Here is a 24,754-nt window from a genome sequence, read left to right as displayed (position 1 = left end):
GTCTCCCTCTCAGGAGGTACAAAAGTGATCTATAAATTTATCGCTGACAAACTGCGTCTCCGGCTAAATTCGCCCTTTGTCGCGGTAGGGAGTGCTATTCCGGCTGAAAAAGTGCTCGCCACAGAGTTTGGCGTGGCGAGAATGACCTTGCGTAAGGCAATAGATTTACTGGTCAGAGAGGGGTTGCTGGAGCGACGGCATGGCAGCGGAACCTACGTGTCCGCAAAGGATATCAGTCATGAAACCAGTTCGCTCACCGGGCTGGCAGAAGTCTTACGTCTGCAGGGAAAAGAGGTGATCAGTAAGGTACTGGCGTTCGAGTTAATCGCCGCCCCTCCCGCCATAGCCGATCAGTTACGCATAAACAGTGGTGAACGCCTCTTTTTCTCACGTCGGTTACGTTATGTTGATGAAAAGCTGCTGATGCTCGAAGAAAGTTATATGCCAGTGAAAATATTCCCTGACCTTAGCCTGGCCCATTTGGAAAAATCTAAATTTGACTATATCGAGCAGGAGTGTGGCATTGTTTTAGAGGGCAATTATGAGTCATTAAGACCGGTTTTATCCGATAAGCGCCTGTCGCACCTGATGGATATCGCTGAAAAAACCCTCCTACTCAGAGTCGACTCGCTTTCATACAGCAATACGGGCTCTTTTATCAACTACGCCGTGATGTACAGAAACACCCACGATTATCAGGTTAACTACCATCTACGACGCACGGGTTGAGTGATCAGAGATGTCAGTACGCTTCATCAATGCGCCAGAGCGCTTCTCAGGTGTAATATAATCGCCCGTTCGAATCACAGGTGCCTTGCGTGAGAGTGAATCTGGCTAACACCCTGCAGCAGGACGCTATATTTATTGGGGACGGGTGAACGTGTCGTCTTATCTGTGCATTTACGAAAAACGCCACACATTAGGAAAATGACAAGACTTATTTCAAATTAAGGTCAGCGCAGTGCTGCCCTCGCCGTTCATATATCGCGCCAGCGCGCTGCTGTGTTTACTAAAAGCATTTTAAATATCAATTACCCTCTCCTGATTACCTGCATTCAATTGATTAATTGAACTTATAAGTCCTTTTAAAGGACCATTACTCTGGAAACTTCCACCCTGCTTGCGGAATTTACTGTTTCAGAAATATGTCTATTTTATTAATTTTTTACACGTGTTTTGCCGATAAGAACCCTGAACTTAACTTTCAGGAATTCTAAGATGAAAATCTCCACGCGTCTGGCAATCGGTTTTGGCCTGTTAATTCTGCTTTTTATTATCTGTATTACTATTTCTTTTAAAGCACTGCATTCCGCCAGCACCGGTATGGATGATGCGGTCAATGTTAAGATGCGAAAATATCAGCTCGCCGTTGATATGCGAGATGAACTGAGAGACATGGCGATTGCCGCGAGAAACCTCGCGCTTCTCAGCGATGCGAAAGCCATGCAGCCAGAGTGGGAGAGGCTGAAACTGCAAAAAGCAGCTTACTTAAAAAATCGTGAAGCGCTTGAAACAATCATGCGTAAGGATTCCACGCCCGCCGGACGTGCTGCGCTGGAAAAACTTCAGGCCAATGAAGCGCAGGTGATTTCCGGTCTGGAAAAGGCCGGTCAGTTTGGCCTGGATAACCGTCCTCAGGAAGCCACAAATTATCTGATGGTGACGGTGCGTCCTGCTCAGCGTGCGTTACTCAGTTCACTTGGTGAAATGACCAACGTTCAGTTGAATAACAGTCGCAACGCGGTGGAAGAAAATAATCGTTCAACCCGAACCTCAACACTCGTTTTGGTTATCCTGGGCCTGCTTTCCGTCGTTTTTTCTGTCACCACCGGATGGATGATTACCCGTTTACTGATGCGCCAGTTAGGGGGCGAGCCTGCTCAGGCCCAAACCATTGCGGCGGCCATTGCTAACGGCGATCTGACCTCGGTGGTGCACCTGCGTCCTAAGGATACGTCAAGTCTGCTGGCATCCCTTGACGGAATGCAGGCTAAACTTCGCGGCCTGGTTGTCGAAATCAAAGATTCTTCAGCTAACGTTGCGCTTGCCGCCGATGAAATCGCGCAAGGAAATACCGAATTATCGTCCCGTACCGAAGAGCAGGCTGCCGCGCTTCAGGAAACCGCTGCCAGCATGGAACAGTTAACCGCGACGGTGAAGAGTAATGCCTCCGGGGCACAGCATACAGCCACATCAGCTCGCGAAACGGCCAATCTGGCTCAACGCGGCGAAGCAGATATGCAACGGATGTCAGCAACCATGAAAGACATTTCAGACAGTGCTGCGAAGATTCGTGATATAACCGGCGTGATTGAAGGCATTGCTTTTCAGACCAACATTCTGGCGCTCAATGCTGCCGTTGAGGCCGCGCGTGCCGGTGAGCAGGGGCGCGGGTTTGCCGTGGTGGCTGGCGAAGTCAGAAATCTGGCCCAGCGGAGTGCTACTGCCGCGAAGGAAATTAAAACCTTGATTGAACAGGCCGTTCAGCAGGTTGAAACCGGCGTAACCGTCGCGAGTGGAACCGGTCAAAGTATCCTGAAAATTGTTAACATGGTGGGTGAACTGGCAACGGCTATGGATGAGATCTCGCTGGCCTCTTCCGAACAGATGCAGGGGATTTCTCAGGTGAGTGTCGCCGTGGGCCAGATGGACAGCGTTACTCAGAACAACGCCGCACTGGTTGAGGAATCATCGTCCGCTTCACAATCCCTTTCTGAGCAGGCACACGCGCTGCGCGGTATGGTAGAAGCGTTCCGGGTGTAAACGCCCTTTCGCACAGGAGGGAGAAACGCGATCGCGCCGGTTTCGTTTCTGCCATCCTGTTGCGTGAGCCGGGCCAGTAGCGTGCGGTCTGGTGAACACCATCCCCGCTGTCTGGGCCGTCATGGTGAGCGTTGAAAGGCAAAAAAAGACCGAACACGATTCCTGTATTCGGTCCAGGGAAATGGCTCTCAAGGAGCCGTGCGCTAAAAGTTGGCATTAATAGAGGCTTTCGCCTTGCTTCTAAAGCGTAGGACAACGCGCCAGATTTTCCAGCCAGCGCCGCGGCTCAGACCATAAACCCGACAGGTTTGTGACCCGTAAGACAAATTTGCGCACTCTTGCCTGCATCGTCTTATTTTGTGCACAGCGCCTGTGCACGATCCACGACAGGTTGCAGACTCATCATCCGATCCGGATGCGCTTTATCCGGCGCCTGAATCACGCTGATGGGCTGTGCCTTCACCCGCTTAGCGTTGACCTGAGCCTCCGCCTTCTCATTAAGCGGGTACTGCATCAGCGTGCTGGGATTGATGGCAAACAGCGATCCATCTTTCTCACAGGTCAGCATCACCTCTTCACGATTAAACGGCCACTTGTCTTTACCAATTTCGAAACGGCTGACGGTGATGATTTGTGCCGCTGCTGCCTGACCAGCCAGCGTTAATAACAGCAGTGTGGGGATCGCTTTCTTCAGCAACATAACTTACCTTTATGGGGTTTTCATCATTCAGGTTGGTGACAACGTAGCAAACACGCTGACCAACCCCACTACGCCGCATGCCAGCACAATTTCCAGCTGGGTCATGCGAATAAACAGTCGTTGTGCGGCAAGGCCCGCAATGTGAAAGCGCGGCACCAGCCAGTAACGATTCCAGAGCGCAATCAGCACCATAAGCATGACCAGCCCTGCTTTGCACAACAACAGTACAACATAATCGTTGAGATGCCAGTTTGCTGGCGCCCCGGCAATCAGCAGGCTGTTAACGACACCGGTAATTATCGTTAAGGCGACGGCAACGTGACCATAACGGGAAAAACGCATCATGGTGCGGATTGCGGCTGTCCGGTATTCGATGTTACGCGCCATGCGCATCAACACCAGCACAGGCACTAACCCGCCCGCCCAAAAGGCGGCGGCGAGGAGATGTAAGGCCTGGTTACTTTGTTGCAGGAGCCCGGCGATACCCTCGCGCATGGCGGCATGGCCCGTTAGCGCCAGACAGCCAGTCTGTAGCAGGCCAGTTAACAGCCAAACCTGCTGACGGGGGCGGTCACGCATGACAATCGCAGCCACGCTACACAGCGAAAAGAGGAGCTGCCATTGCCACACGGAGCCCCAGCGGGTTGAAAATACCGCCAGCCACACAGCCGTCTCTGACAAATTGTGCCAGTCACCACTCATCAACACATTTTGTGTGGCCAGCATCGCCAGTGCCGACAGCAGGGCCAGCCATGTACTCCACTTCATTAGCGGAAATAATCGCGCGGCCAGCGAGGTTCGAAAGGCAACCGGTGCCAGCAACCTGCTGTAAAAGGCACTGCCAACCAGCAACATTAATGCCGTGAAATGCAGTGCGCGCAGCACCAGCCACAACAGAGTCACGGTTTTATTTCACGGTGAAGATATAGCTTCCGTGCGTTTTGTGCCCGTCAACGGACAGCACGTGCCAGTTTACCTGATAAGCGCCCTGCGCCAGCGGCTGGGCAAAATCAACCCGCAGGCGGTCGTGCTGCTTGCCATCCAGCCGGGCCTTTTCACCCACGGCTTTATGCTGTGCATTCATGACGTCAACGCCACTGAATGCGGCTTCAACGTCTTCGGTGAAGCTCAGCGTAATGTGTTGCGGCGCAGGCGTTACCGCCGCGTTGGCTGCCGGCACCGACGACGCTAAGTGGGCGTGCGCCAGTGCAAGCTGACTAAACACCATTGTGCCGGTGGCGATCAGAGCCAGCACCCCACGTGAAATCGCGGTTTTTTTCATCTCTTCATCCTGTTAACGGCGGCAAAGGCCACGAACGTGGCGCAAGAATACGCCGCTGAAATTTAACTGTCGAGGCCAGCAATGCTATCCTGTCCCTTGCGCCAGGAGGAGGAAAACATTACTTTTGGTCACGCTTATCGGGAGAATATCATGAGTCACAACCTTGCCTTGCTGTCGCAGGAAGAGAAAGACAAAGTCAATGTCGATCTGGCTGCAGCAGGCGTTGCTTTTAAAGAGCGTTACAACATGCCTGTCGTGGCAGAAATGGTCGCCAACGAACAACCTGAAGCCCTGCGGGACTGGTTTCGTCAGCGTTTAATGCATTACCGCCAGGCCTCTCTCAACCTGTCACGCCTGCCCTACGAGCCTAAACAGAAATAATGATGCTACGCGTTATCGATACGGAAACCTGCGGACTGCAGGGCGGCGTGGTTGAGGTTGCATCGGTAGATGTGATCGACGGCCAAATCGTCAATCCAATGAGCGATCTTGTCTCACCCGATCGCCCCATCAGTCGTCAGGCCATGGCCGTGCACCGCATTACTGAAGCAATGGTGATGGGCAAACCGCCCATTGAAGAGGCCATCCTGCGCTACCACGGCAGTCCCTTTTACGTGGCCCACAACGCCAGCTTTGACCGCCGGATGTTGCCGGAAATGCACGGCGAGTGGATCTGTACCATGACGCTGGCTCGTCAGCTATGGCCCGGCATTAAATACGGTAATCAGGCGCTCCGGCACAGCCTCAAGCTGGATGTGACGCCGCCAGCGGATTTGCATGCTCACCGGGCGCTGTACGACTGCTACGTGACGGCCGCGCTGCTCATTCGAATTATGGAACTGTCCGGCTGGCGTGCGGACGAAATGAGTCTGCGCTCGCAGCCTGCCGCGCAGCGTGATGATGTGCTGCCGTTTGGTAAATATCGTGGTCAGGCGCTGGCCATGGTGGCCCGAAAAGATCCGGGTTACCTGAAATGGATGCTGGATAACGTGAAAGATTTGCGCCCACCGTTACGGCAGGCGCTGCGCAAGTGTCTTAGTCAGCTTCCGTAAGCGCGGCCGGAGGCAAACTGCCCTGAGCAAGGGCGATGATGAAGGTGAGCTCCAGGGCAACGCCTTCATAGGCCTTGTAGCGCCCAGACTTACCGCCATGCCCCGAGTCCATATCGGTGCAGAGCAGCAGCAGGTTATCATCGGTTTTATATTCACGCAGCTTAGCCACCCATTTTGCCGGTTCCCAGTATTGTACCTGTGAATCATGCAGGCCGGTTGTCACCAGCAGGTGGGGGCAGGTTTTCGCCGCAACGTTGTCATATGGGCTGTATTGCCGGATATAGCGATAGTACTCTGCGTCATTCGGATTGCCCCACTCGTCATATTCCCCGGTCGTCAGTGGAATAGACTCATCAAGCATCGTGGTGAGCACATCAACAAAAGGCACCTGCGCAACCACACCGTGATAGCGCGTGGGTGCCAGATTCATGACTGCGCCCATCAGCAATCCCCCTGCACTTCCTCCCATCGCATAGAGCCGGTCCGGGTGCCCGAATCCACGCGCCACGAGCCCATTTGTCACGTCGATAAAATCGGTGAAGCTGTTCATCTTATTGAGCAGGCGGCCACCGTCATACCACTGCTGCCCCATTTCCCCGCCGCCTCGCACATGCACCAGCGCATAGATGAACCCGCGGTCCAGCAGGCTGAGCCGACTGACGCTAAAGTCAGCGTCCATGCTACTGCCATAGGCGCCATAGCCATACACCAGCATGGGGTTCTGCCCTTTCTGAAAATGGGTGCGGTGGTACACCAGCGAGACCGGCACTTCTGTGCCGTCAGAAACGGTGATCCAATGGTGCTCGCTTTTGTACTCATCCGGATTGAAGTCTTTGACCGCACTTTGTTTTAAGATGCGACGTTCCCCCGTATCCATATCCAGTTCAAACAGCGTGGCGGGCGTGGTCATGGACGAATAGCCATAGCGCAGCTTACTGGTGCGCGGCGTAGGATTGTAAGCCAGCCAGGTAACGTAAGTGGGATCGTCAAACGCAATGCCGCTGGTTTCTCCCGTCTCCCAGTTGATTTGCCGCAGGCTGGTCAGCCCACGCTGGCGCTCCTCTACCACCAGCCAGTCACGAAAAAGCTGGAAATCCTCCATTACGATATGGTCGCGCGCGGGGATCACGGTTTGCCAGCGCGCTTCATCCAGATAATGGCTACGGTAGAGTCCGAAATTTTTACCCTCGCGATTCGAGCGGATGAAGAACGTGTGATCATAATGATCAAGACTGTATTCATGATCGCGCCGCCGGGGCAAAAAAACCTGCGGAAGGGCGTCCGGGAAATCCGCATCGATCAGCTGAATCTCGCTGCTGCTGGTGCTGTATAGCACGATCAGGATGAACTGTTTCGACGTGGTTTTATGAATGCTGAGGTGATAGGTATCGTCTTTTTCTTCGTACACGAGCCGATCGTCGTGCTGGGGCGTACCCAACTCATGCCGCCATAGCTGATAAGGCAACAGGGTTTGCGGATGTTTACGAACGTAATAGAGGGTGCGTGAATCATTCGCCCACGCAAAGCTGGACGAGGCATCGTTAAGCACTTCCGGATACCAACTCCCACTGTCCAGATTGCGAAAACGAATGCCGTACTGCCGCCGGGAAAGGAAGTCCTCTGCCACTGCCAGCACCCGGTTATCCGGGCTGATGTGCAGTGCGCCCATGGTATAAAAATCACTGTGTGATGCGCGCTGATTCGCATCCAGCAGCAGTGTCCACGGGTCGCTCTCATCGCTGTCAGCGGGCTGTCGGTAATAGGCGGCATATTCATTGCCGCTTTCATACCGGCTTTGATAGCGATAACCATTTTTCACATAGGGTACTGAGTGGTCCTGCGGCGGCAGGCGATCGATAATCTCATGCAGAATGCGATTCTGTAAGGGCTGTTGTGAGCCCATGATTTTCTGGCCGTAATTATTCTCAGCGCGTAAATAGTCCAGCACCTCGCTGTTTTCACGCCTGTCGTCACGTAGCCAGTAGTAATTGTCGATGCGCGTTTCGCCATGCAGCGATAATTCGTAAGGGATTTTTTTTGCGCTCGGTGCTTTCATGTCATCCGTCCCGCTGAATGTAATGAACACTAAGCGTGGCACTAATGTAAAGAGATGCCAAGTAAAGTGAAGGTAATGTGAGGTTGTGCAGGGCCATATCGCTGGCCCTGTGCGGTTAGCCCGCTTTCTGCTGCAGGATATCCTGCTGAATGCCGTCACGCACATCCTGCGGGATTTTTAGCGCATCGCCCAGGGCGGAAAGATAGCTGCGCTCCATGAAGTGGTCCACATCAATGGCGGCGCAGCTCAGAAAATAGAGTTCAAGCGCCTCTTCTTCATTTTTGACGTCCGCCGCGAGCCACTCGGGGTCCAGCGGTCGCTGCATGGCCTGCTGGATGAGTTTTTCGGCATCCTGACCATAGCCAGCCTCGTGAATATTATGCTCAATCGCCGCGCGTTCCCGATCGTCAATATGGCCATCGCTTTTAGCAGCAAAAACCAGCGCGGTCACCAGCCGCTCCGCCCGCTGATCCACTGGCGTTTGCAACGCACCAAAGCCGGGATCGTTTTGATGCGTTTCGCGTACCCGCTGCTTATATTTGTTCCACAGCACGGCACCCGCCGCGGCCCCGCCGCCGATAATCAAAGCCTGACCGCCATATTTCGTTAACAACTTTCGGGATGACTTACTGGCCACCAGCATGGCTGCCAGCCCGCCTAAAGCCCCCGGCGCCAGCATATCGCTTAATCCTCCGCTGGATTTACCCTCGCTGCTTTTTTTAGCCAGTACCGATTGAATCTGTTGCAGCCAGTTGTTCATCATCATATCCCTTTACCATTCAGAAACAACATCATTACCAAAAAGATGTCAGGAAACGTCAGAGCAGGAAAAGTAGCGCAAACCCAGGCAAACAAGCTGAAGGGTGAGAACGCAAACGTTTTCGTATATACTGCGCGCGCATTTTGACTGCTTCGATTTTAGGGGAATTTATGACGACTCTTGGAACTGCGCTGCGCCCTGGTGCAACGCGCGTAATGCTGTTGGGCTCCGGTGAACTGGGGAAAGAAGTTGCGCTGGAATGTCAGCGCCTGGGTGTGGAAGTGATTGCCGTTGACCGCTACGCTGATGCACCTGCCATGCATGTTGCTCATCGCAGCCACGTGATTAATATGCTGGATGGTGACGCGCTGGCCGCGGTGATTGCGCAGGAAAAGCCTCACTTCGTCGTACCCGAAATTGAAGCTATTGCGACTGAAAAACTCCTGGAGCTGGAGCAGCAAGGCCAGCACGTCGTGCCGACGGCCCGCGCGGCGCGCCTGACCATGAACCGCGAGGGCATTCGCCGTCTGGCAGCAGAAGAGCTCGCGCTTCCCACTTCCCACTACCGTTTTGCCGACAGCAAAGATAATTTCGTGTCTGCCGCCGCCGAAATTGGTTTTCCGTGCATCGTGAAGCCAGTGATGAGCTCTTCAGGTAAAGGTCAGAGCTTTATCCGGGATGCCAGCCAGCTGGAAAAAGCCTGGGACTATGCGCAGCAAGGCGGCCGTGCGGGTGCCGGGCGCGTTATCGTGGAAGGCGTGGTGAAGTTTGATTTTGAAATCACCCTGTTAACGATCAGTGCCGTTGACGGCATTCATTTCTGTGCCCCCATTGGTCATCGCCAGGAAGACGGGGATTACCGTGAATCATGGCAACCTCAGCAGATGAGTGAGCTGGCGCTGCAGCGTGCGCAGCACATTGCGGAAACCGTGGTGAAAGCGCTGGGTGGCTATGGGCTGTTTGGCGTAGAGCTGTTTGTCTGCGGCGACGAAGTGGTGTTCAGCGAAGTCTCCCCTCGCCCGCACGATACCGGTATGGTGACGCTGATTTCACAAGATCTGTCTGAATTCGCGCTTCATGTGCGTGCGTTCCTTGGCCTGCCGATTGGCGCCGTTCGCCAGTATGGTCCTTCCGCGTCAGCTGTTATCCTGCCGCAGTTGACCAGTCAGAACGTGCAGTTCGTCAATGTGGAGGCGGCATTGGGTTCAGGTTTGCAGCTGCGCCTGTTTGGCAAACCTGAAATCGACGGTCAGCGCCGTTTAGGTGTTGCCCTGGCCAGTGCGGATACAACTGAAGAAGCCGTTGCGCGTGCCGTTGCCAGCGCGGCGGCTGTCAGCGTTCAGGGATAGTACCATTGCGGTGAGTCAGTGACTCACCGCTCGCGTTTGACTTCCCGCCGGAGATTACTCCGCGCCAGCGACAGCGTCGCGCGCCAGTTGCGTGATTCGCTGCCAGTCGCCCGCTTCCAGTGCATCGTTTGGCACCAGCCAGGAACCGCCGATACAGAGCACGCTTTTGAGAGCCAGATAGTCGCGGTAATTTGTCGGTGAGATACCGCCCGTCGGGCAGAAGCGTACCTGAGGGAAAGGCCCGCCGATGGCCTGCAACGCTTTTACTCCACCGTTCGCTTCCGCAGGGAAAAACTTGAATTCCCGCAAACCATAGTCCATGCCGGTCATCAATTCTGACACGGTGCTAATGCCGGGAATCAGCGGAATCGGGCCTTCAACGGCGGCCTTAAGCAGAGACTCGGTAATCCCCGGGCTAATGACGAACTGGGCACCCGCCTGCGTGACTTCCTGCAGCTGTTGGGTGTTAAGCACGGTGCCGGCTCCCACAATGGCGTCAGGTACGTTTTTAATGATGGCGCGCAGGGCATCCATCGCCACAGGGGTGCGCAACGTGACCTCCAGTACCTTGACGCCACCGGCGACCAGGGCCTGAGCCATGGGAACGGCATGTTCCAGCTTGTTAACCACAATCACCGGTACGACCGGTCCGGTTTTCAGAATCTGTTCGGCACTCGTTTTCCAGTTTTTCATCACGTCCCCTGATGGATAACATTGGGAGCAGCACGGCGAAGACATCGCCAGGCCAGCCCGGTTAACAGCGCTACTACCATACAGGATCCGCCGTTTGCCCGTCTATGACCGGGAAAGATTTTTAAAACGGCAGTTCATTTTTGAGAGTTGGTGCAAAAAAAAGCCCGCTCGCGGCGGGCTGGGTGGTTATTCAAATTCGTTCCAGGAGCGGCCATCACGGGTAATCATTGCCACAGAGGCCACCGGCCCCCATGTTCCCGCCTGATAAGGCTTGGATGAGTCGCCGTCGGCTGCCCAGGCATCGATGATGGAATCCACATAGGTCCATGCCGCTTCCACTTCATCGCGACGCACAAACAGCGCCTGGATACCGCGCATGGACTCCAGCAATAAGCGCTCATAGGCATCGGCCAGATGAGACTGATTGAAGGTTTCTGAGTAGCTCAGATCCAGCTTGGTGGTTTGCAGTTTGTGTTTGTGATCAAGACCCGGCACTTTGTTCAGGATCTCAATATCCACGCCTTCATCAGGCTGCAGACGAATAGTGAGTTTGTTCTGCGGCAACTGGGAGTAGGAATCCTTAAACAGGTTCATCTCCGGGTTTTTGAAATACACCACGACTTCTGAGCATTTGGTCGGAAGACGTTTACCGGTACGCAGGTAGAACGGCACGCCTGCCCAACGCCAGTTATCGATGTCCACGCGAATAGCCACAAAGGTTTCGGTGGCGCTGGTCTTATTGGCACCCTCTTCTTCAAGATAGCCAGGCACTTTCTTGCCCTGAACGAAGCCAGAGGTGTACTGACCACGTACCGTTTTCTCGCGGACGTTGGTTTGATCGATAGGACGCAGCGAGCGCAGCACTTTCACTTTTTCATCACGAATACTGTCGGCGCTGAGATCGGAAGGCGGTGACATGGCGATCATCGTCAGAACCTGTAACAGATGGTTCTGAATCATATCGCGCATCTGGCCCGCTTTATCAAAGTAGCCCCAGCGTCCTTCAATACCCACTTCTTCCGCCACGGTAATCTGCACGTGATCGATCGTGCGGTTATCCCAGTTATTAACAAAAATGGCATTAGCAAAGCGCAGCGCTAACAGGTTAAGAACCGTTTCTTTGCCCAGATAGTGGTCAATACGGAAAACCTGACTCTCATCAAAGTACTCACCCACGCTGTCGTTAATTTCTTTTGAGGTTTCCAGCGAGGTACCGAGCGGTTTTTCCATGACAACACGCGCGGGTTTAGCGTTCAGCTTTGCCGTGCCCAGTCCCTGACAGATCGCGCCGAAGGTGCTGGGCGGCATGGCAAAATAGTTAATGGTGGTACGGCTTTTCTGGTCCAGCATCTTACCCAGGCGTGGGAAGTGCGACGTATCGTTTACATCAAGGTTACAGAAATCGAGACGGTTGCTGAGCTTGTCCCAGAGTGCTTCATCGATCTTTTCCTTCATGAAGGTTTCTAACGCCTCACGCACCACTTTGGTGTATTCGGCTTTATCCCACTCGGCACGGCCCACGCCGATGATGCGGGTTTCTTCATGAATCTGGCCCGCTTTCTCTAACTGATACAGCGAGGGCAACAGTTTACGACGGGCGAGATCGCCTTTGGCGCCGAAAATTACCAGATCGCATGCCTGGGCTATTTGTGTTACCGCCATTTTCCTCTCCTCGTTGCAGGATTGTCCCGGTGGCGTTGCGTCCTGAGCACCGGGTCCAAGTTGTCATTTTCTTTCAGCACAATGTACTTTTTTCCCCAGGCCAGGTAAACCAGCCTGCGGCGTCACGACGCTAACTCTGCACCCAATTAGCGTCTGGGGTATGTTGACACGTGCGCTTTCAGTTATTTTTCTGTGTCAAATATTGTCTGGTTAAAATCCAGTACGGGCCTGATTATCGCAAAAAAAAGGGCCGCAGACTTATCAGACCTTGCGCCCACCTCGGTCAGGCGGAGTATATTCTCCGTTAATTTCCTGTAACAACAGTAATTATTCATATTAACAGATATTCCACGCTTATCAGGTCAGGACTATGTTGGATAAAATTCGGGTGCAGATGAGTGCGCTCAGTAAGTCAGAGCGTAAAGTGGCACAACATATCCTTGCTTCTCCGGAGCAGGCGATACATTCCAGTATTGCTACGCTGGCACGGGCGGCGGAAGTGAGTGAGCCCACCGTCAACCGGTTTTGCCGCCATCTTGGCACGGCGGGTTTTCCCGACTTCAAGCTTCAACTTGCTCAGGCGCTGGTCAAGTCCCCTAACTGGCTCAGTCGGGACGTACAGGAAGATGACAGCGTTGAGCGTTACAGTGAGAAAATATTCGATTCTGCCCTGGCCGGGCTTCAGCGGGTGCGGGAGCATCTCGATCTTGCCGCGCTGCAGCAGGCCGTGAGCTATCTGACGCATACCGATAAAATCACTTTTTTTGGTTTAGGTGCCTCCGCTGTGGTGGCACACGACGCCTTCAACAAGTTTTTACGCTTCAACCTGCCGGTTATCTGGTCAGATGATGTGGTGATGCAGCGAATGAGCTGTATCAACAGCCGCGACAAAGAGGTGTTTGTTTTGATCTCTCATACCGGCCGTACCCGCAACATGGTTGAGCTAGCGCAGATGGCAAAGGCCAACGGCTCGACCGTTATCGCCATTACCTCAGCCGGATCGCCGCTTGCCCATGAGGCCTCGCTGGCGCTGCTCGTCGATGTGCCCGAAGATACCGATATCTATCTGCCGATGGTGTCCAGGCTGGCTCAACTCACCGTGGTCGACCTGCTGGCGACCGGTTTTACCCTGGAACGGGGGCCCGCTTTCAGGCAGAACCTGAAGCGGGTAAAAGAGGCGCTAAAGTCATCTCGTTACGACAAACCTGCCATTGCCGATAACGATAGCGTCTGATCTCTGCGCCCTGGGTTCATTTTCCCGATACCGCGTAAAAGCGATCGGAAAAGTGACATCATATGCGCCTGGTCAATTAAGCTTTCGCTAATGCCGTGAGGGGGATGACTTCCTTGATGAGTCTCAGTATTGTATCTAACAAAATCGCCCTTTCTCGACAGGGTTATGGCGCAGTGCCACAGTTCTGACACACTCGAATGTATAATAATACCTCTGTGTGGTAAGCAGTATCTGATGGGCTAACACCTTAAAATGTAACGATTCAGCTCAGTTCCAAACTCCAAAGGAATCCCTATGTCTCGACGTTTAAGAAGAACCAAGATCGTAACTACCCTCGGCCCAGCCACTGACCGCGACAACAACCTCGAAAAAATCATTGCAGCTGGCGCCAACGTCGTGCGTCTTAACTTTTCCCACGGCACGGCTGAAGATCATCAGTTGCGTGCTGATAAAGTCCGTCAGATTGCCGCAAAACTGGGACGTCATGTTGCCATTCTGGGCGATTTGCAAGGCCCTAAGATCCGTGTCTCGACCTTCAAAGAAGGCAAAGTGTTCCTGAACGTCGGCGATCGTTTCCTGCTGGACGCGGCGATGGGTAAAGGCGAAGGCGACAAAGAGCGCGTGGGCATCGACTATAAAGGTCTGCCTGAAGACGTGGTGCCTGGCGATATTCTGTTGCTGGATGATGGTCGCGTACAGTTAAAGGTGCTGGAAGTTCAGGGCGTAAAAGTCTTTACTGAAGTTACGGTAGGCGGCCCGCTCTCCAACAATAAAGGGATCAACAAACTGGGCGGCGGGTTATCAGCCGAAGCCCTGACCGAAAAAGACAAAGCAGACATCATCACCGCAGCCAAAATCAATGTGGATTACCTGGCCGTTTCTTTCCCGCGCTGTGGTGAAGACATGCACTATGCGCGCCGTCTGGCGCGCGACGCAGGCTGTGATGCGCTGATGGTGGCGAAGGTAGAACGTGCTGAAGCCGTTGCCTCGCAGGAGGCGATGGACGACATCATTCTGGCCTCAGACGTGGTCATGGTGGCCCGTGGCGATCTTGGCGTTGAAATCGGCGATCCGGAACTGGTGGGTATTCAGAAGGCGCTTATCCGCCGCGCCCGTCAGCTTAACCGTACCATCATCACGGCAACCCAGATGATGGAATCCATGATTACCAATCCAATGCCCACCCGCGCTGAAGTCATGGACGTTGCCAACGCCGTGCTGGACGGCACCGATGCCGTGATGCTCTCTGCTGAAACCGCCGCAGGCCAGTACCCGGCTGAAACGGTCGCGGCGATGGCAAAAGTGTGTCTGGGTGCAGAAAAAATCCCCAGCGTGAACGTCTCTAAACACCGCCTTGACGTGCAGTTTGACAACATCGAAGAAGCCATCGCGATGTCAGCCATGTACACGGCCAACCATCTGCAGGGCGTGACCGCCATTATTACGATGACGGAATCAGGCCGTACGCCGTTGATGACCTCGCGCATCACCTCTGGCCTGCCGATTTTTGCCATGTCGCGCCACGAGCGCACGCTGAACATTACGGCGCTGTTCCGTGGCGTAACGCCGGTATTCTTCGACAGCAATAATGAGGGCGTAGCAAACGCGCACGACGCGGTTAATCTGCTGCGTGATAAAGGCTTTCTGCTGTCGGGTGACCTTGTCGTGGTCACCCAGGGTGATGTGATGGGCGCAACCGGAACAACCAACACAGGTCGTGTGCTGCGCGTCGATTAATTCCGCCTTTTTCCCATCACCTGTATTACCATTGGAAACGCGACTGCCCTGCAGTCGCGTTTTTGTTTTTCCACAAGGAGGCCAGATGGCCCGTTATCAACCCATCAGCCAGCTTACGGGGCGCATAATGCTGTTCCCACTGGCTATGGTGCTCTACGAGTTTGCAACCTATATTGCGCACGACATGATCCAACCCGGCATGTTACTGGTCACCGCCGAATTCAACGTTGGCGCAGAATGGGTATCAACCTCTCTGACGGCCTACTTACTGGGCGGCGTCGTGCTCCAGTGGTTACTCGGCCCGCTATCGGATAAATATGGCCGCAGGCCCGTGTTGCTATTCGGCATTCTCTTTTTTGCGTCCGCCTGCATTCTCACAACCTGGGTAAGCGATATTCAGCAGTTTGTCAGCCTGCGTTTTGTGCAGGGCATCAGTCTGTGCTTCATCGGCGCGGTGGGCTATGCCGCCATTCAGGAAGCGTTTGAAGAAGCCTTAGCGGTGCGGATTATGGCGCTCATGGCGAATGTGGCCCTGCTCGCCCCGCTCGCCGGACCGCTGGCGGGTGCAGCCTGGCTAACCGTAGGCAGCTGGCGCAGTATGTTTTGGCTGTTTGCCGCCTGCAGCGCCGTGGCTTTTCTCGTTTTATGGCGGGTGATGCCTGAAACCGCAGGCGATCGCACTCAGTCTGTTGCGCTGCCCGTGCTCGCACGTAATTACGGCCGTCTTTTGAAAGATCGCCAGGTGATGTATGGCTCCTTTGCTATCGGGCTGGTATTCATTCCCATTCTGACCTGGGTTGCCTTGTCACCCGTGATTTTAATGCGCGATGAGGGCCTTTCCCGCATGCAGTATGCCCTGCTCCAGCTTCCGGTTTTTCTGGCGATGATTGCGGGCAATGTGACGCTGAGTAAGGTGGTAGGCCGCATGCCGATAGAGCAGCCAGTAAAGTTTGCAGCATGGCCGATACTGCTGGGCCTGAGCCTTGCCCTGTCAGCTACCCTGATTGACGCGCACAGCTATCTCTTTATCACGGCGGGACTAAGTTTGTATGCCTTTGGCGGCGGCATGGTCAATGCAGGACTTTATCGTCTGACACTGTATGCCAGTGATGAAGGAAAAGGCAGCGTGGCGGCCATGCTGGGCATGGTCAGTATTCTGACCCTGGCTATCGGCATTGAGTTAGCGAAGCACTTCTATTTCAACGGTGGGGTCATCTGGTTTAGCCTAATCAACTTTATCAGCGGCGTGATGTGGTTTGGGCTGGTGCTGATGTTCCTGCGTGAACGTAAACGTCACGCAAAAGTAACGCCTCTCTGAAGCTTTCAGGCCGCAATGCGGCCTGATAATTATTTACGTGGATAAAGCTCGTCGCGCGAGTAGGGTTCGATATCACCTTCTTTGCGAGTTTTCAGCAGCTTGAGTATCCAGGTATATTGTTCCGGATGCGGACGCACAAACACCTCCACCTCCTCATTCATCCTGCGCGCCAGTTGGCGGTCATCCGCGTCAAGTAAGTCGTCCATGGGAGGGCGAACATAAATTTCCAGTTTGTGACTTTCACCGTTATAGACCGGAAACAGTGGTACAACGCGGGCACGGCAGACTTTCATTAGTCGCCCCACCGCGGGCAAAGTGGCTTTATAAGTCGCAAAGAAATCGACAAACTCGCTGTGCTCCGGACCGTGATCCTGGTCAGGCAGATAATAGCCCCAGTAGCCCTGACGAACCGAACTGATAAACGGCTTGATGCCATCATTGCGCGCATGCATACGGCCACCAAAGCGGCGACGGACACGGTTCCAGACATAGTCCAACAGCGGATCGCTCTGATTGTGGAACATGGCTGCCATCTTTTGGCCCTCTGAGGCCAGCAGCATAGCAGGAATATCGACAGCCCAGCCATGCGGTACCAGAAAAATAACGTTCTGCTTGTCGGCCTGCAACTGGTCAATAATTTCCCGACCGTGCCACTCAACGCGCTGACGAATTTGTGCCGGATCGCGCATCCCCAACTCAGCCATCATGGCCATCGCCTGTGGCGCTGTGGCAAACATCTGATCAACGATCGCATCGCGTTGAGATTCGCTTAATTCAGGCAGGCAATAATAGAGATTAATCAGCGCACGACGACGCGCGCCTTTCGCCAGCTTTCCGGCCATTTTGCCCAGCCGCCCCAGAAGCGGATCGCGCACGGTGGCGGGCATCAGGGCGATGCCTGCCAGTGCACCAATACCCAACCAGCTGCCCCAGTATTTAGGCTTTAAAAAAGATCGTTCAAAAACGGGAATAAATTCGCTGTTATTTTTTTTACGGGTTTCCATGCACTCGCCTCAATCAATGACGGGCTAATGATAGTGGCGACGAGTAAATTTGCAATCATCCTGCGCCAGAGATAAAAAAATCGACGGCAATGCCGTCGATTTTAGCGAAAAACTTACTTCAGCCCCAGCTGAGGTAACCAGCCTTTCACCTGGGTAAGGTACTGCGTCCGTTCTTTACCGGTCAGGCCTTCCATACGCGGTAGCTTAGCCGTTAAGGGATTGACCGCCTGGTTATTAATCCAGATCTCAAAGTGCAGGTGCGGGCCAGTAGAACGGCCTGTGTTGCCTGACAGCGCAATGCGGTCGCCACGCTTCACTTTTTCACCTGGCTTCACCAACACTTTCTTGAGGTGCATGTAGCGCGTCATGTACTGACGACCATGCCGGATAGCCACATAGTTTCCGGCGGCGCCGCCGTTTTTCGCCACCACGACCTCACCATCACCGACCGCCAGCACAGGCGTACCGATCGGTAAGGCGAAATCAACGCCTTTGTGCGGCGCAATGCGACCCGTCACAGGATTAAGGCGGCGGGGATTAAAGTTAGAGGACACCCTATACTGTTTGACGGTGGGGAAGCGCATAAAGCCGCGCGCCAGTCCTGCACCGCTGCGGTCATAGAACTTGCCGTCATCAGCACGGAAGGCGTAATAATCTTTACCGCCACTGCGCAAACGCACCCCCAGCAACTGGCTTTGTGCGCTCTTGCCGTCCATCATTTCACGCGACATCAGCACGCTAAACTTATCGCCTGCCCGCAGCTTACGGAAATCCATCTGCCACTGCATCGCTTTGATCACGCTGCTGGCTTCGCCACTGGTTAGACCGGCCCGACGGGCACTGGCGGCAAAGCTGCCGTGTATCTCACCCTGCATCACGCTGTTGCGCCATTCGCCCTGCTGCATCTGCGACTGCATTTTGAAGCCGCCGCTATCCGTGCGCGTATAGGTGCGGGTTTCACGACGCGAAATTTCCCAGCTAAAGGTGTTCAGCGCGCCGTCATCGTTTAATGTCCAGCTGAGCTGCTGCCCGACCTGCAAATTACGCAGATCGCGATCGCTGGAGACCAGGGCGTTAATGTCCCCCATATCGATGCCGTACTGATTAAGTGCACTGCTCAGGGTATCGCCAGAAGAAACCGTGTATTCATGCGTGCCGGCACTGTCGGCGACGTCCTGATCGACATCATCTGCAGGGAGTTCTTCATCCGGCTCTGGAGTACTTTGGTCGATGGGTTCACTGGCTTCGGGAAGCAGTGTACGAAATTCGTTTTTGTCCAGTTCGATGGTTTTGACGATGGGCGTCACATCATTACTGGGATGGTAGACGTAAGGCCGCCAGACGGCGACGGCCAGAGTCACTACGGTTAACGATCCCAGCATAACGCGGTGGGGGCGCGGCAAATTATTAAATGCGAGGGCGACAGAGCGGGCTATCTGCTGCACGTTGAACTATTCCTCTATGCTCCTTTCAGGCAGGTCTCATACTGGCTCGACAGCTGTGAGAGGAATTTCACATAGCTGTCTTTTCCTAAGCTGATGTCTGTACCCAGCGGATCAAGCGTGCCTTTACGCACCTGGGTTCCACGGGCAACAGCATCGATGACCGCCGGCCTGAATTGTGGCTCAGCAAAGACGCAAACGGCCTTTTTCTCAACCAACTGTGTTCGAATTTGATGTAAGCGCTGTGCACCCGGCTGAATCTCAGGGTTAACGGTAAAATGCCCGGTAGGCGAGAGACCGTAGTGTTTTTCAAAGTACGTGTAAGCGTCGTGAAAAACGAAATACCCTTTATCTTTAACGGGGGCAAGCTGTGAGATAATGCGCTTATCTGTGTCCGCTAATTCTGCCTCAAAATGCTGCAGGTTGGCGTCAAGTTTGGCTTTATCCTGCGGCATAAGTTCCAATAATTTTCCGTGGATTGCAACCGCGGTTTTTTTCGCTATCTCTGGTGACATCCACAAGTGCATATTAAACTCACCATGATGGTGATGATGCGCTTCATCATGATCGTGCTCTGCGTCATCATGGTCGTGATGATCATCGTCTTCACCTCCACGCAGTAGCAAGGGTTTTACGCCGGAAATTTGCACGATCTCAAGATTCTTTTTTTCCGGCAGAGACGCCGCAGATTTTGTCATGAAGGCTTCCATTTCAGGGCCAACCCAAACAACTAAGTCCGCGTTTTGTAAGCGTTTTACATCAGAGGGGCGCAGGGCATAATCGTGTTCGGATGCGCCATCCGGCAGCAAAACCTCCACGGGTGTGACGCCGTCAGCAATGGCCGAGGCGATAAACCCAACGGGCTTAATGGAGGCCACAATATCGGCGTGAGCGGGTAAGGCAGCAGAGGTGGCGAAAGCCATCGCCGTCAGGGTCAAAAAGCCCCCTTTTTTATTATGTAACATAATGCGTCATTCCTTCGTCATCAACAGATTGGATGTGATATTATAACATTCGAAATTCTGTGCAACCTGTAAATCTTATGCCATCACTTGTCACACTTGAAAACGTATCCATCGGTTTTGATCAACGTCAGGTCTTATCTGGCGTGAGTCTGGAACTTCATCCTGGTAAAATTTTAACCCTGCTCGGTCCTAACGGCGCGGGCAAATCGACGCTGGTCCGGGTGGTGCTTGGCCTCCTTGCGCCCTCCTCCGGTCGGGTCAGTCGCAGTGCGGGCTTACGCATCGGCTACGTGCCACAGAAGCTGCATATCGATCCCACGCTGCCGGTCACGGTCGAACGTTTTATGCGCCTGTCGCGCGGTGCGCGCAATCAGGATATTTTGCCTGCCCTGAAACGCGTTCAGGCGGGTCACCTGTTGACCTCGCCGTTGCAGAAACTGTCGGGCGGCGAAACGCAGCGCGTGTTACTGGCTCGCGCCTTGCTCAATCAGCCTCAGTTGCTGGTGCTTGATGAACCGACGCAGGGTGTGGATGTCAACGGGCAGGTCGCGCTTTACGATTTGATCAATCAACTGCGACACGAGCTGAACTGCGCCGTGCTCATGGTTTCCCATGATTTGCATTTAGTCATGGCGAAAACGGATGAGGTCCTGTGCCTTAACCATCACATTTGCTGTTCAGGTACGCCTGAGGCGGTGTCGCAGCATCCCGAATTTATTGCCATGTTCGGCCCGCGCGGTGCGCAGGAACTGGCTATCTATCGTCATCACCATAATCACCGTCACGACCTTCAGGGACGTATCGTATTACGCAAAGGACCGGGTCCATCATGATTGAATTACTGCTTCCGGGCTGGCTGGGCGGCGTGATGCTGGCGCTGGCGGCGGGCCCCCTGGGCTCTTTTGTCGTCTGGCGCAAGATGTCGTATTTCGGCGACACGCTGGCGCATGCCTCACTGCTCGGCGTCGCCTTTGGTTTGCTGCTCAACGTCAACCCTTACTATGCCGTGATCCTGGTCACGGTCTGTCTGGCACTGGGTCTGGTCTGGCTTGAGCGTCGCCCGCATCTGGCGATAGATACGCTGCTGGGCATCATGGCGCACAGTGCGCTTTCGCTCGGACTGGTCGTGGTAAGCCTGATGTCGAACGTCCGGGTGGATTTGATGGCCTACCTGTTTGGCGATTTGCTGGCGGTAACGCCCAGCGATCTCTGGGCCATGGCTGCAGGTGTGATATTCGTGCTGGCCGTTATGGCCTGGCAGTGGCGCGCACTGCTGTCGATGACAATCAGCCCTGAACTGGCACAGGTTGACGGCGTGAATATTCAACGCACCCGGCTGATGCTGATGCTGGTAACCGCACTGACGATTGGTGTGGCGATGAAGTTTGTTGGTGCGCTGATCATCACATCGCTGCTGATCATTCCGGCTGCCACCGCCAGGCGCTTTGCGCGTTCACCCGAAATGATGGCGGCGGTGGCCGTACTGATTGGCGTGATTGCCGTGACCGGCGGCTTAACCTTCTCGGCGTTTTATGACACGCCCGCCGGCCCTTCCGTCGTGCTGTGCGCCGCCATCCTTTTTCTCTTCAGCATGGTGCGCCAACCGGCGCTGTGATCAGGCTTCTTTGGTGATACCAAAGTGGCGATAGGCATGCTGCGTGGCCATCCGGCCGCGCGGCGTGCGCTGAATAAAGCCCTGCTGAATTAAAAACGGCTCAATCACGTCTTCGATGGTTTCCCGCTCTTCGCCAATCGCTGCCGCCAGGTTGTCCAGCCCTACCGGCCCACCGGTGAATTTATCGATAATGGCCAGCAACAGTTTTCGATCCATATAATCGAAGCCTTCGCTGTCCACGTTCAGCATATCCAGCGCCGTCACCGAGACATCACCGCTCAGTACACCGTTCGCGCGCACCTCAGCAAAATCCCTTACCCGACGTAACAGGCGATTGGCAATACGTGGCGTTCCGCGTGACCGGCGGGCGATTTCCAGGGCGGCTTCTTCACTGAGTGCCAGACCAAGGCAGGCGGCGCTGCGTCCCACAATGTGCTGTAAATCTTTTACCTGATAAAACTCCAGACGCTGCACGATGCCGAAGCGATCGCGCAGGGGTGACGTCAGCGAGCCTGCCCGCGTGGTGGCGCCAATCAGCGTAAAGGGCGGCAGATCCAGTTTGATGGAACGCGCAGCCGGGCCTTCACCAATCATAATATCCAGCTGATAGTCTTCCATAGCCGGATAAAGTACCTCTTCCACGACCGGTGAAAGACGATGGATTTCATCAATGAACAGCACATCGTGAGGTTCGAGGTTGGTCAGCATCGCGGCCAGGTCGCCCGCTTTTTCCAGCACCGGGCCGGAGGTCGTGCGCAGATTAACGCCCATCTCGTTGGCCACAATGTTGGCCAGCGTCGTTTTGCCCAGCCCGGGAGGGCCAAAAATCAATAAATGATCCAGCGCATCACCACGCAGTTGTGCCGCCTTGATGAAAATTTCCATCTGCTCACGCACCTGCGGCTGGCCCACATATTCGGTCAGCATCTTTGGACGAATGGCGCGGTTGAGGCCCTCTTCTTCGTTAATGCTGGCAGCGGAGATCAGGCGATCGGCTTCAATCATGAATTACCTCAAATAGCGGCGCGGAGCGCTTCACGGATCAACGTTTCGCAATCCGCGTCAGGACGGCCAACTTTGCTGATCATGCGGCTCGCTTCCTGCGGTTTATACCCCAGCGACACCAGCGCTGCAACCGCTTCCGATTCTGCATCGTTGGTCTCTGGCTCCGGGCCCGGCGTGGTCAGCGTAAAGGCCGAATCGCCGCCAAACAGATCGCCATGCATGCCTTTAAAGCGGTCTTTCATTTCCACCACCAGACGTTCAGCGGTTTTCTTGCCCACGCCCGGCAGTTTAACCAGCGCGGCAATCTCTTCCTTTTCAACCGCCGTCACAAACTGCTGTGCCGACATGCCCGACAGAATGGCCAGCGCCAGCTTAGGCCCAACGCCATTGACTTTAATCAACTCACGGAACAGTGCACGTTCCTGCTTGCTGTTAAAGCCAAACAGCAACTGTGCATCTTCGCGCACCACAAACTGAGTAAAGATCACCGCCTCGTGATTAAGATCGGGCAGCTCATAAAAACAGGTCATTGGCATATGGACTTCATAGCCGACACCGTGCGCCTCCAGCAGCACCAGCGGTGGCTGCTTTTCCAGAATAATGCCCCGTAAACGACCAATCACCTGAAGCCTTCCTTATCCAAAGTATGTGGCGGAATTTATACCATAAAAAAGGCTGGATGAATATCCAGCCTGATAGCGATGACGACGTAAGGGTTGTTAACTCTGACGCAACCGGCCGCGGGTCAGCACCAGCTTGCTGTCACTCATGCGCGCCGCGTTTTGGGCCACGTGACAGTGCGTGATGGCGATAGCCAGCGCATCGGCGGCATCGGCCTGGGGATTCGCCGCCAGTTTCAGCAGCGATTTCACCATGTGTTGCACCTGACTTTTTTCTGCGCCACCGGTGCCAACGACCGTTTGCTTGACCTGGCGCGCGGCATATTCAAACACCGGCAGATCATGGTTAACCGCCGCCACAATCGCGGCCCCCCGCGCCTGCCCCAGTTTCAGGGCAGAATCGGCATTCTTCGCCATAAACACCTGCTCGATAGCAAAAAAATCCGGCGAGAACTGCGTAATGATTTCGCATACTCCGGCATAGATCAGCTTCAGACGCGCAGGCAACTCTGTTGTGTTGGTACGAATACAGCCGCTGCCCAGATAAGTGAGCTGGCGGCCAGTCTGACGAATCACCCCATAACCGGTCACGCGTGAGCCAGGGTCAATCCCTAAAATAATCGACATGACGCGTCTCCAGCCTGAGCGTGCAGCGGTACAGCATTAAAGCGTTTCCGCCACCTCGTCGGAGATTTCGCCGTTATGGTAAACCTCCTGCACGTCGTCACAGTCTTCCAGCATATCGATCAGGCGCAGCAGTTTAGGCGCGGTTTCCGCATCCATTTCGGCTTTGGTCGAGGGGATCATGGCCACTTCGGCGGAGTCGGCTTTAAAGCCCGCCGCTTCCAGCGCATCGCGCACCGTGCCCATCTCTTCCCATGCGGTAAACACGTCAATCGCGCCGTCATCGTAACCGACCACGTCTTCTGCGCCCGCTTCCAGCGCCGCTTCCATCACCGCATCTTCGTCATGACCGGGTGCGAAGGAGATTACGCCTTTTTTGCTGAACAGATAGGCGACGGAGCCATCGGTACCCAGGTTGCCGCCCGTTTTGGTGAAGGCGTGACGCACTTCGCCCACGGTACGGTTGCGGTTGTCGCTCAGGCACTCAATCATGATGGCCGATCCGCCCGGACCGTAACCTTCATAAATGATGGTTTCCATATTGGAGTCATCTTCGCCACCTACGCCGCGTGCAATGGCACGGTTCATGGTATCGCGCGTCATGTTATTAGACAGCGCTTTATCCATTGCCGCACGCAGGCGCGGGTTGGAGCCCGGATCGCCGCCGCCCAGTTTGGCAGCCGTGACCAGCTCACGAATGATCTTCGTAAAGATTTTACCGCGCTTGGCGTCCTGAGCGGCCTTACGGTGCTTGGTATTCGCCCATTTACTGTGTCCAGCCATGTTGCATTTTCTCCGATCTTTTACTGGGTGCAGGCTATCTTACGTGCGAACGTGTCCCCAGGCCGTACCCGCAATTCCCACGTACAGAAG

24 protein-coding genes are annotated in these 24,754 nt (G+C 54.5%); 10 read left to right on the top strand and 14 right to left on the bottom strand.

Annotated features, from left to right (window positions below):
• Positions 1 to 24: 24 nt before the first annotated feature.
• Together NXS97_RS22825 and NXS97_RS22820 are read left to right on the top strand one after the other, a co-directional pair.
• Entirely contained in the window at positions 25 to 729 is a 705-nt protein-coding gene (locus NXS97_RS22825; protein ID WP_013026057.1) for a GntR family transcriptional regulator, read from the top strand.
• A gap of 489 nt (positions 730 to 1,218) precedes the next feature.
• The gene (locus NXS97_RS22820) at positions 1,219 to 2,763 is read left to right on the top strand and encodes a methyl-accepting chemotaxis protein (protein ID WP_029568847.1); all 1,545 of its coding nucleotides are present in this window, start codon (positions 1,219 to 1,221) and stop codon (positions 2,761 to 2,763) included.
• A gap of 352 nt (positions 2,764 to 3,115) precedes the next feature.
• Here NXS97_RS22820 and NXS97_RS22815 read toward each other — a convergent pair whose 3' ends face one another.
• Genes NXS97_RS22815 through copC form a run of 3 tightly spaced genes read right to left on the bottom strand, consistent with a single transcriptional unit; the run spans position 3,116 to position 4,745 of the window.
• A complete protein-coding gene (locus NXS97_RS22815) occupies positions 3,116 to 3,463 on the bottom strand; it encodes a YebY family protein (RefSeq protein WP_014593872.1) in 348 nt (115 codons plus the stop codon).
• Between the two features lie 27 nt (positions 3,464 to 3,490).
• The gene (gene copD, locus NXS97_RS22810) at positions 3,491 to 4,366 is read right to left on the bottom strand and encodes a copper homeostasis membrane protein CopD (RefSeq protein WP_105080286.1); all 876 of its coding nucleotides are present in this window, start codon (positions 4,364 to 4,366) and stop codon (positions 3,491 to 3,493) included.
• A 4-nt stretch (positions 4,367 to 4,370) separates the two neighbouring features.
• Positions 4,371 to 4,745: a copper homeostasis periplasmic binding protein CopC gene (gene copC, locus NXS97_RS22805; protein WP_024472112.1), complete on the bottom strand. Its 375-nt coding sequence runs from the start codon at positions 4,743 to 4,745 to the stop codon at positions 4,371 to 4,373.
• Positions 4,746 to 4,895: 150 nt separating this feature from the next.
• On the opposite strand from copC, the gene NXS97_RS22800 reads away from it, so the two are divergent.
• Positions 4,896 to 5,126, top strand: a complete 231-nt coding sequence (locus NXS97_RS22800) for a DNA polymerase III subunit theta (protein ID WP_019105100.1) — start codon at positions 4,896 to 4,898, stop codon at positions 5,124 to 5,126.
• Positions 5,126 to 5,797, top strand: a complete 672-nt coding sequence (exoX, locus tag NXS97_RS22795; protein ID WP_181134743.1) for an exodeoxyribonuclease X — start codon at positions 5,126 to 5,128, stop codon at positions 5,795 to 5,797. Before NXS97_RS22800 ends, exoX begins: the two co-directional genes overlap by 1 nt.
• Here exoX and NXS97_RS22790 read toward each other — a convergent pair.
• Entirely contained in the window at positions 5,781 to 7,853 is a 2,073-nt protein-coding gene (locus NXS97_RS22790; protein ID WP_014605680.1) for a prolyl oligopeptidase family serine peptidase, read from the bottom strand. The two genes, exoX and NXS97_RS22790, sit on opposite strands and share 17 nt — an antisense overlap.
• 115 nt (positions 7,854 to 7,968) lie before the next feature.
• On the bottom strand, positions 7,969 to 8,613 hold the full coding sequence (locus NXS97_RS22785) for a tellurite resistance TerB family protein (protein WP_041457676.1): 645 nt from the start codon (positions 8,611 to 8,613) through the stop codon (positions 7,969 to 7,971).
• A 170-nt stretch (positions 8,614 to 8,783) separates the two neighbouring features.
• Here NXS97_RS22785 and purT point away from each other — a divergent pair, with 170 nt between their 5' ends.
• The gene (gene purT, locus NXS97_RS22780) at positions 8,784 to 9,962 is read left to right on the top strand and encodes a formate-dependent phosphoribosylglycinamide formyltransferase (protein ID WP_014593878.1); all 1,179 of its coding nucleotides are present in this window, start codon (positions 8,784 to 8,786) and stop codon (positions 9,960 to 9,962) included.
• Between the two features lie 54 nt (positions 9,963 to 10,016).
• Here the strand turns inward: purT and NXS97_RS22775 are convergent, their stop codons facing one another.
• Both NXS97_RS22775 and zwf read right to left on the bottom strand, forming a co-directional pair.
• Complete coding sequence (locus NXS97_RS22775) at positions 10,017 to 10,655, bottom strand: bifunctional 4-hydroxy-2-oxoglutarate aldolase/2-dehydro-3-deoxy-phosphogluconate aldolase (RefSeq protein WP_015700167.1); 639 nt, start codon at positions 10,653 to 10,655, stop codon at positions 10,017 to 10,019.
• Positions 10,656 to 10,841: 186 nt separating this feature from the next.
• Entirely contained in the window at positions 10,842 to 12,317 is a 1,476-nt protein-coding gene (zwf, locus tag NXS97_RS22770; protein ID WP_013026068.1) for a glucose-6-phosphate dehydrogenase, read from the bottom strand.
• Positions 12,318 to 12,687: 370 nt separating this feature from the next.
• Between zwf and NXS97_RS22765 the strand changes: the two genes are divergently transcribed.
• The 3 genes from NXS97_RS22765 to NXS97_RS22755 all read left to right on the top strand — a co-directional run bounded on the left by NXS97_RS22765 (position 12,688) and on the right by NXS97_RS22755 (position 16,606).
• Complete coding sequence (locus NXS97_RS22765; protein ID WP_116219768.1) at positions 12,688 to 13,551, top strand: MurR/RpiR family transcriptional regulator; 864 nt, start codon at positions 12,688 to 12,690, stop codon at positions 13,549 to 13,551.
• Between the two features lie 294 nt (positions 13,552 to 13,845).
• Positions 13,846 to 15,288 (top strand): pyruvate kinase, encoded by a 1,443-nt coding sequence (gene pyk / locus NXS97_RS22760; protein WP_013026070.1) that lies wholly within the window; start codon positions 13,846 to 13,848, stop codon positions 15,286 to 15,288.
• 85 nt (positions 15,289 to 15,373) lie between these two features.
• Positions 15,374 to 16,606 carry an MFS transporter gene (locus NXS97_RS22755; protein ID WP_014593881.1) on the top strand — a complete coding sequence of 411 codons (1,233 nt, stop codon included), beginning with the start codon at positions 15,374 to 15,376 and terminating at the stop codon, positions 16,604 to 16,606.
• Positions 16,607 to 16,635: 29 nt separating this feature from the next.
• Here the strand turns inward: NXS97_RS22755 and lpxM are convergent, their stop codons facing one another.
• From lpxM to znuA, 3 genes are all read right to left on the bottom strand, one after another.
• Positions 16,636 to 17,610, bottom strand: coding sequence for a lauroyl-Kdo(2)-lipid IV(A) myristoyltransferase (lpxM, locus tag NXS97_RS22750; protein ID WP_259232808.1), 975 nt, complete (start codon positions 17,608 to 17,610; stop codon positions 16,636 to 16,638).
• Between the two features lie 113 nt (positions 17,611 to 17,723).
• Positions 17,724 to 19,055, bottom strand: a complete 1,332-nt coding sequence (gene mepM, locus NXS97_RS22745) for a murein DD-endopeptidase MepM (RefSeq protein ID WP_013026073.1) — start codon at positions 19,053 to 19,055, stop codon at positions 17,724 to 17,726.
• A gap of 14 nt (positions 19,056 to 19,069) precedes the next feature.
• Positions 19,070 to 20,017 carry a zinc ABC transporter substrate-binding protein ZnuA gene (gene znuA, locus NXS97_RS22740; protein WP_013026074.1) on the bottom strand — a complete coding sequence of 316 codons (948 nt, stop codon included), beginning with the start codon at positions 20,015 to 20,017 and terminating at the stop codon, positions 19,070 to 19,072.
• Between the two features lie 77 nt (positions 20,018 to 20,094).
• Between znuA and znuC the strand changes: the two genes are divergently transcribed.
• Complete coding sequence (gene znuC / locus NXS97_RS22735; RefSeq protein ID WP_041457677.1) at positions 20,095 to 20,850, top strand: zinc ABC transporter ATP-binding protein ZnuC; 756 nt, start codon at positions 20,095 to 20,097, stop codon at positions 20,848 to 20,850.
• Entirely contained in the window at positions 20,847 to 21,632 is a 786-nt protein-coding gene (gene znuB, locus NXS97_RS22730; protein WP_013026076.1) for a zinc ABC transporter permease subunit ZnuB, read from the top strand. The genes znuC and znuB overlap by 4 nt, the downstream gene beginning before the upstream one ends.
• On the opposite strand, the gene ruvB is transcribed toward znuB, so the two are convergent.
• From ruvB to NXS97_RS22710, 4 genes are all read right to left on the bottom strand, one after another.
• On the bottom strand, positions 21,633 to 22,637 hold the full coding sequence (ruvB, locus tag NXS97_RS22725) for a Holliday junction branch migration DNA helicase RuvB (protein ID WP_259232807.1): 1,005 nt from the start codon (positions 22,635 to 22,637) through the stop codon (positions 21,633 to 21,635).
• 8 nt (positions 22,638 to 22,645) lie between these two features.
• Positions 22,646 to 23,260 carry a Holliday junction branch migration protein RuvA gene (ruvA, locus tag NXS97_RS22720; RefSeq protein ID WP_013026078.1) on the bottom strand — a complete coding sequence of 205 codons (615 nt, stop codon included), beginning with the start codon at positions 23,258 to 23,260 and terminating at the stop codon, positions 22,646 to 22,648.
• A 96-nt stretch (positions 23,261 to 23,356) separates the two neighbouring features.
• A complete protein-coding gene (ruvC, locus tag NXS97_RS22715) occupies positions 23,357 to 23,884 on the bottom strand; it encodes a crossover junction endodeoxyribonuclease RuvC (RefSeq protein ID WP_013026079.1) in 528 nt (175 codons plus the stop codon).
• 36 nt (positions 23,885 to 23,920) lie between these two features.
• Entirely contained in the window at positions 23,921 to 24,664 is a 744-nt protein-coding gene (locus NXS97_RS22710; protein ID WP_013026080.1) for a YebC/PmpR family DNA-binding transcriptional regulator, read from the bottom strand.
• Positions 24,665 to 24,754: the final 90 nt, after the last annotated feature.

The sequence above is a fragment of the Pantoea sp. B623 genome, from assembly GCF_024814475.1.
Lineage (GTDB): Bacteria > Pseudomonadota > Gammaproteobacteria > Enterobacterales > Enterobacteriaceae > Pantoea > Pantoea ananatis.
Note: the sequence above shows the minus strand (reverse complement) of the source record. Positions and strands in the feature narration are given on the sequence as shown.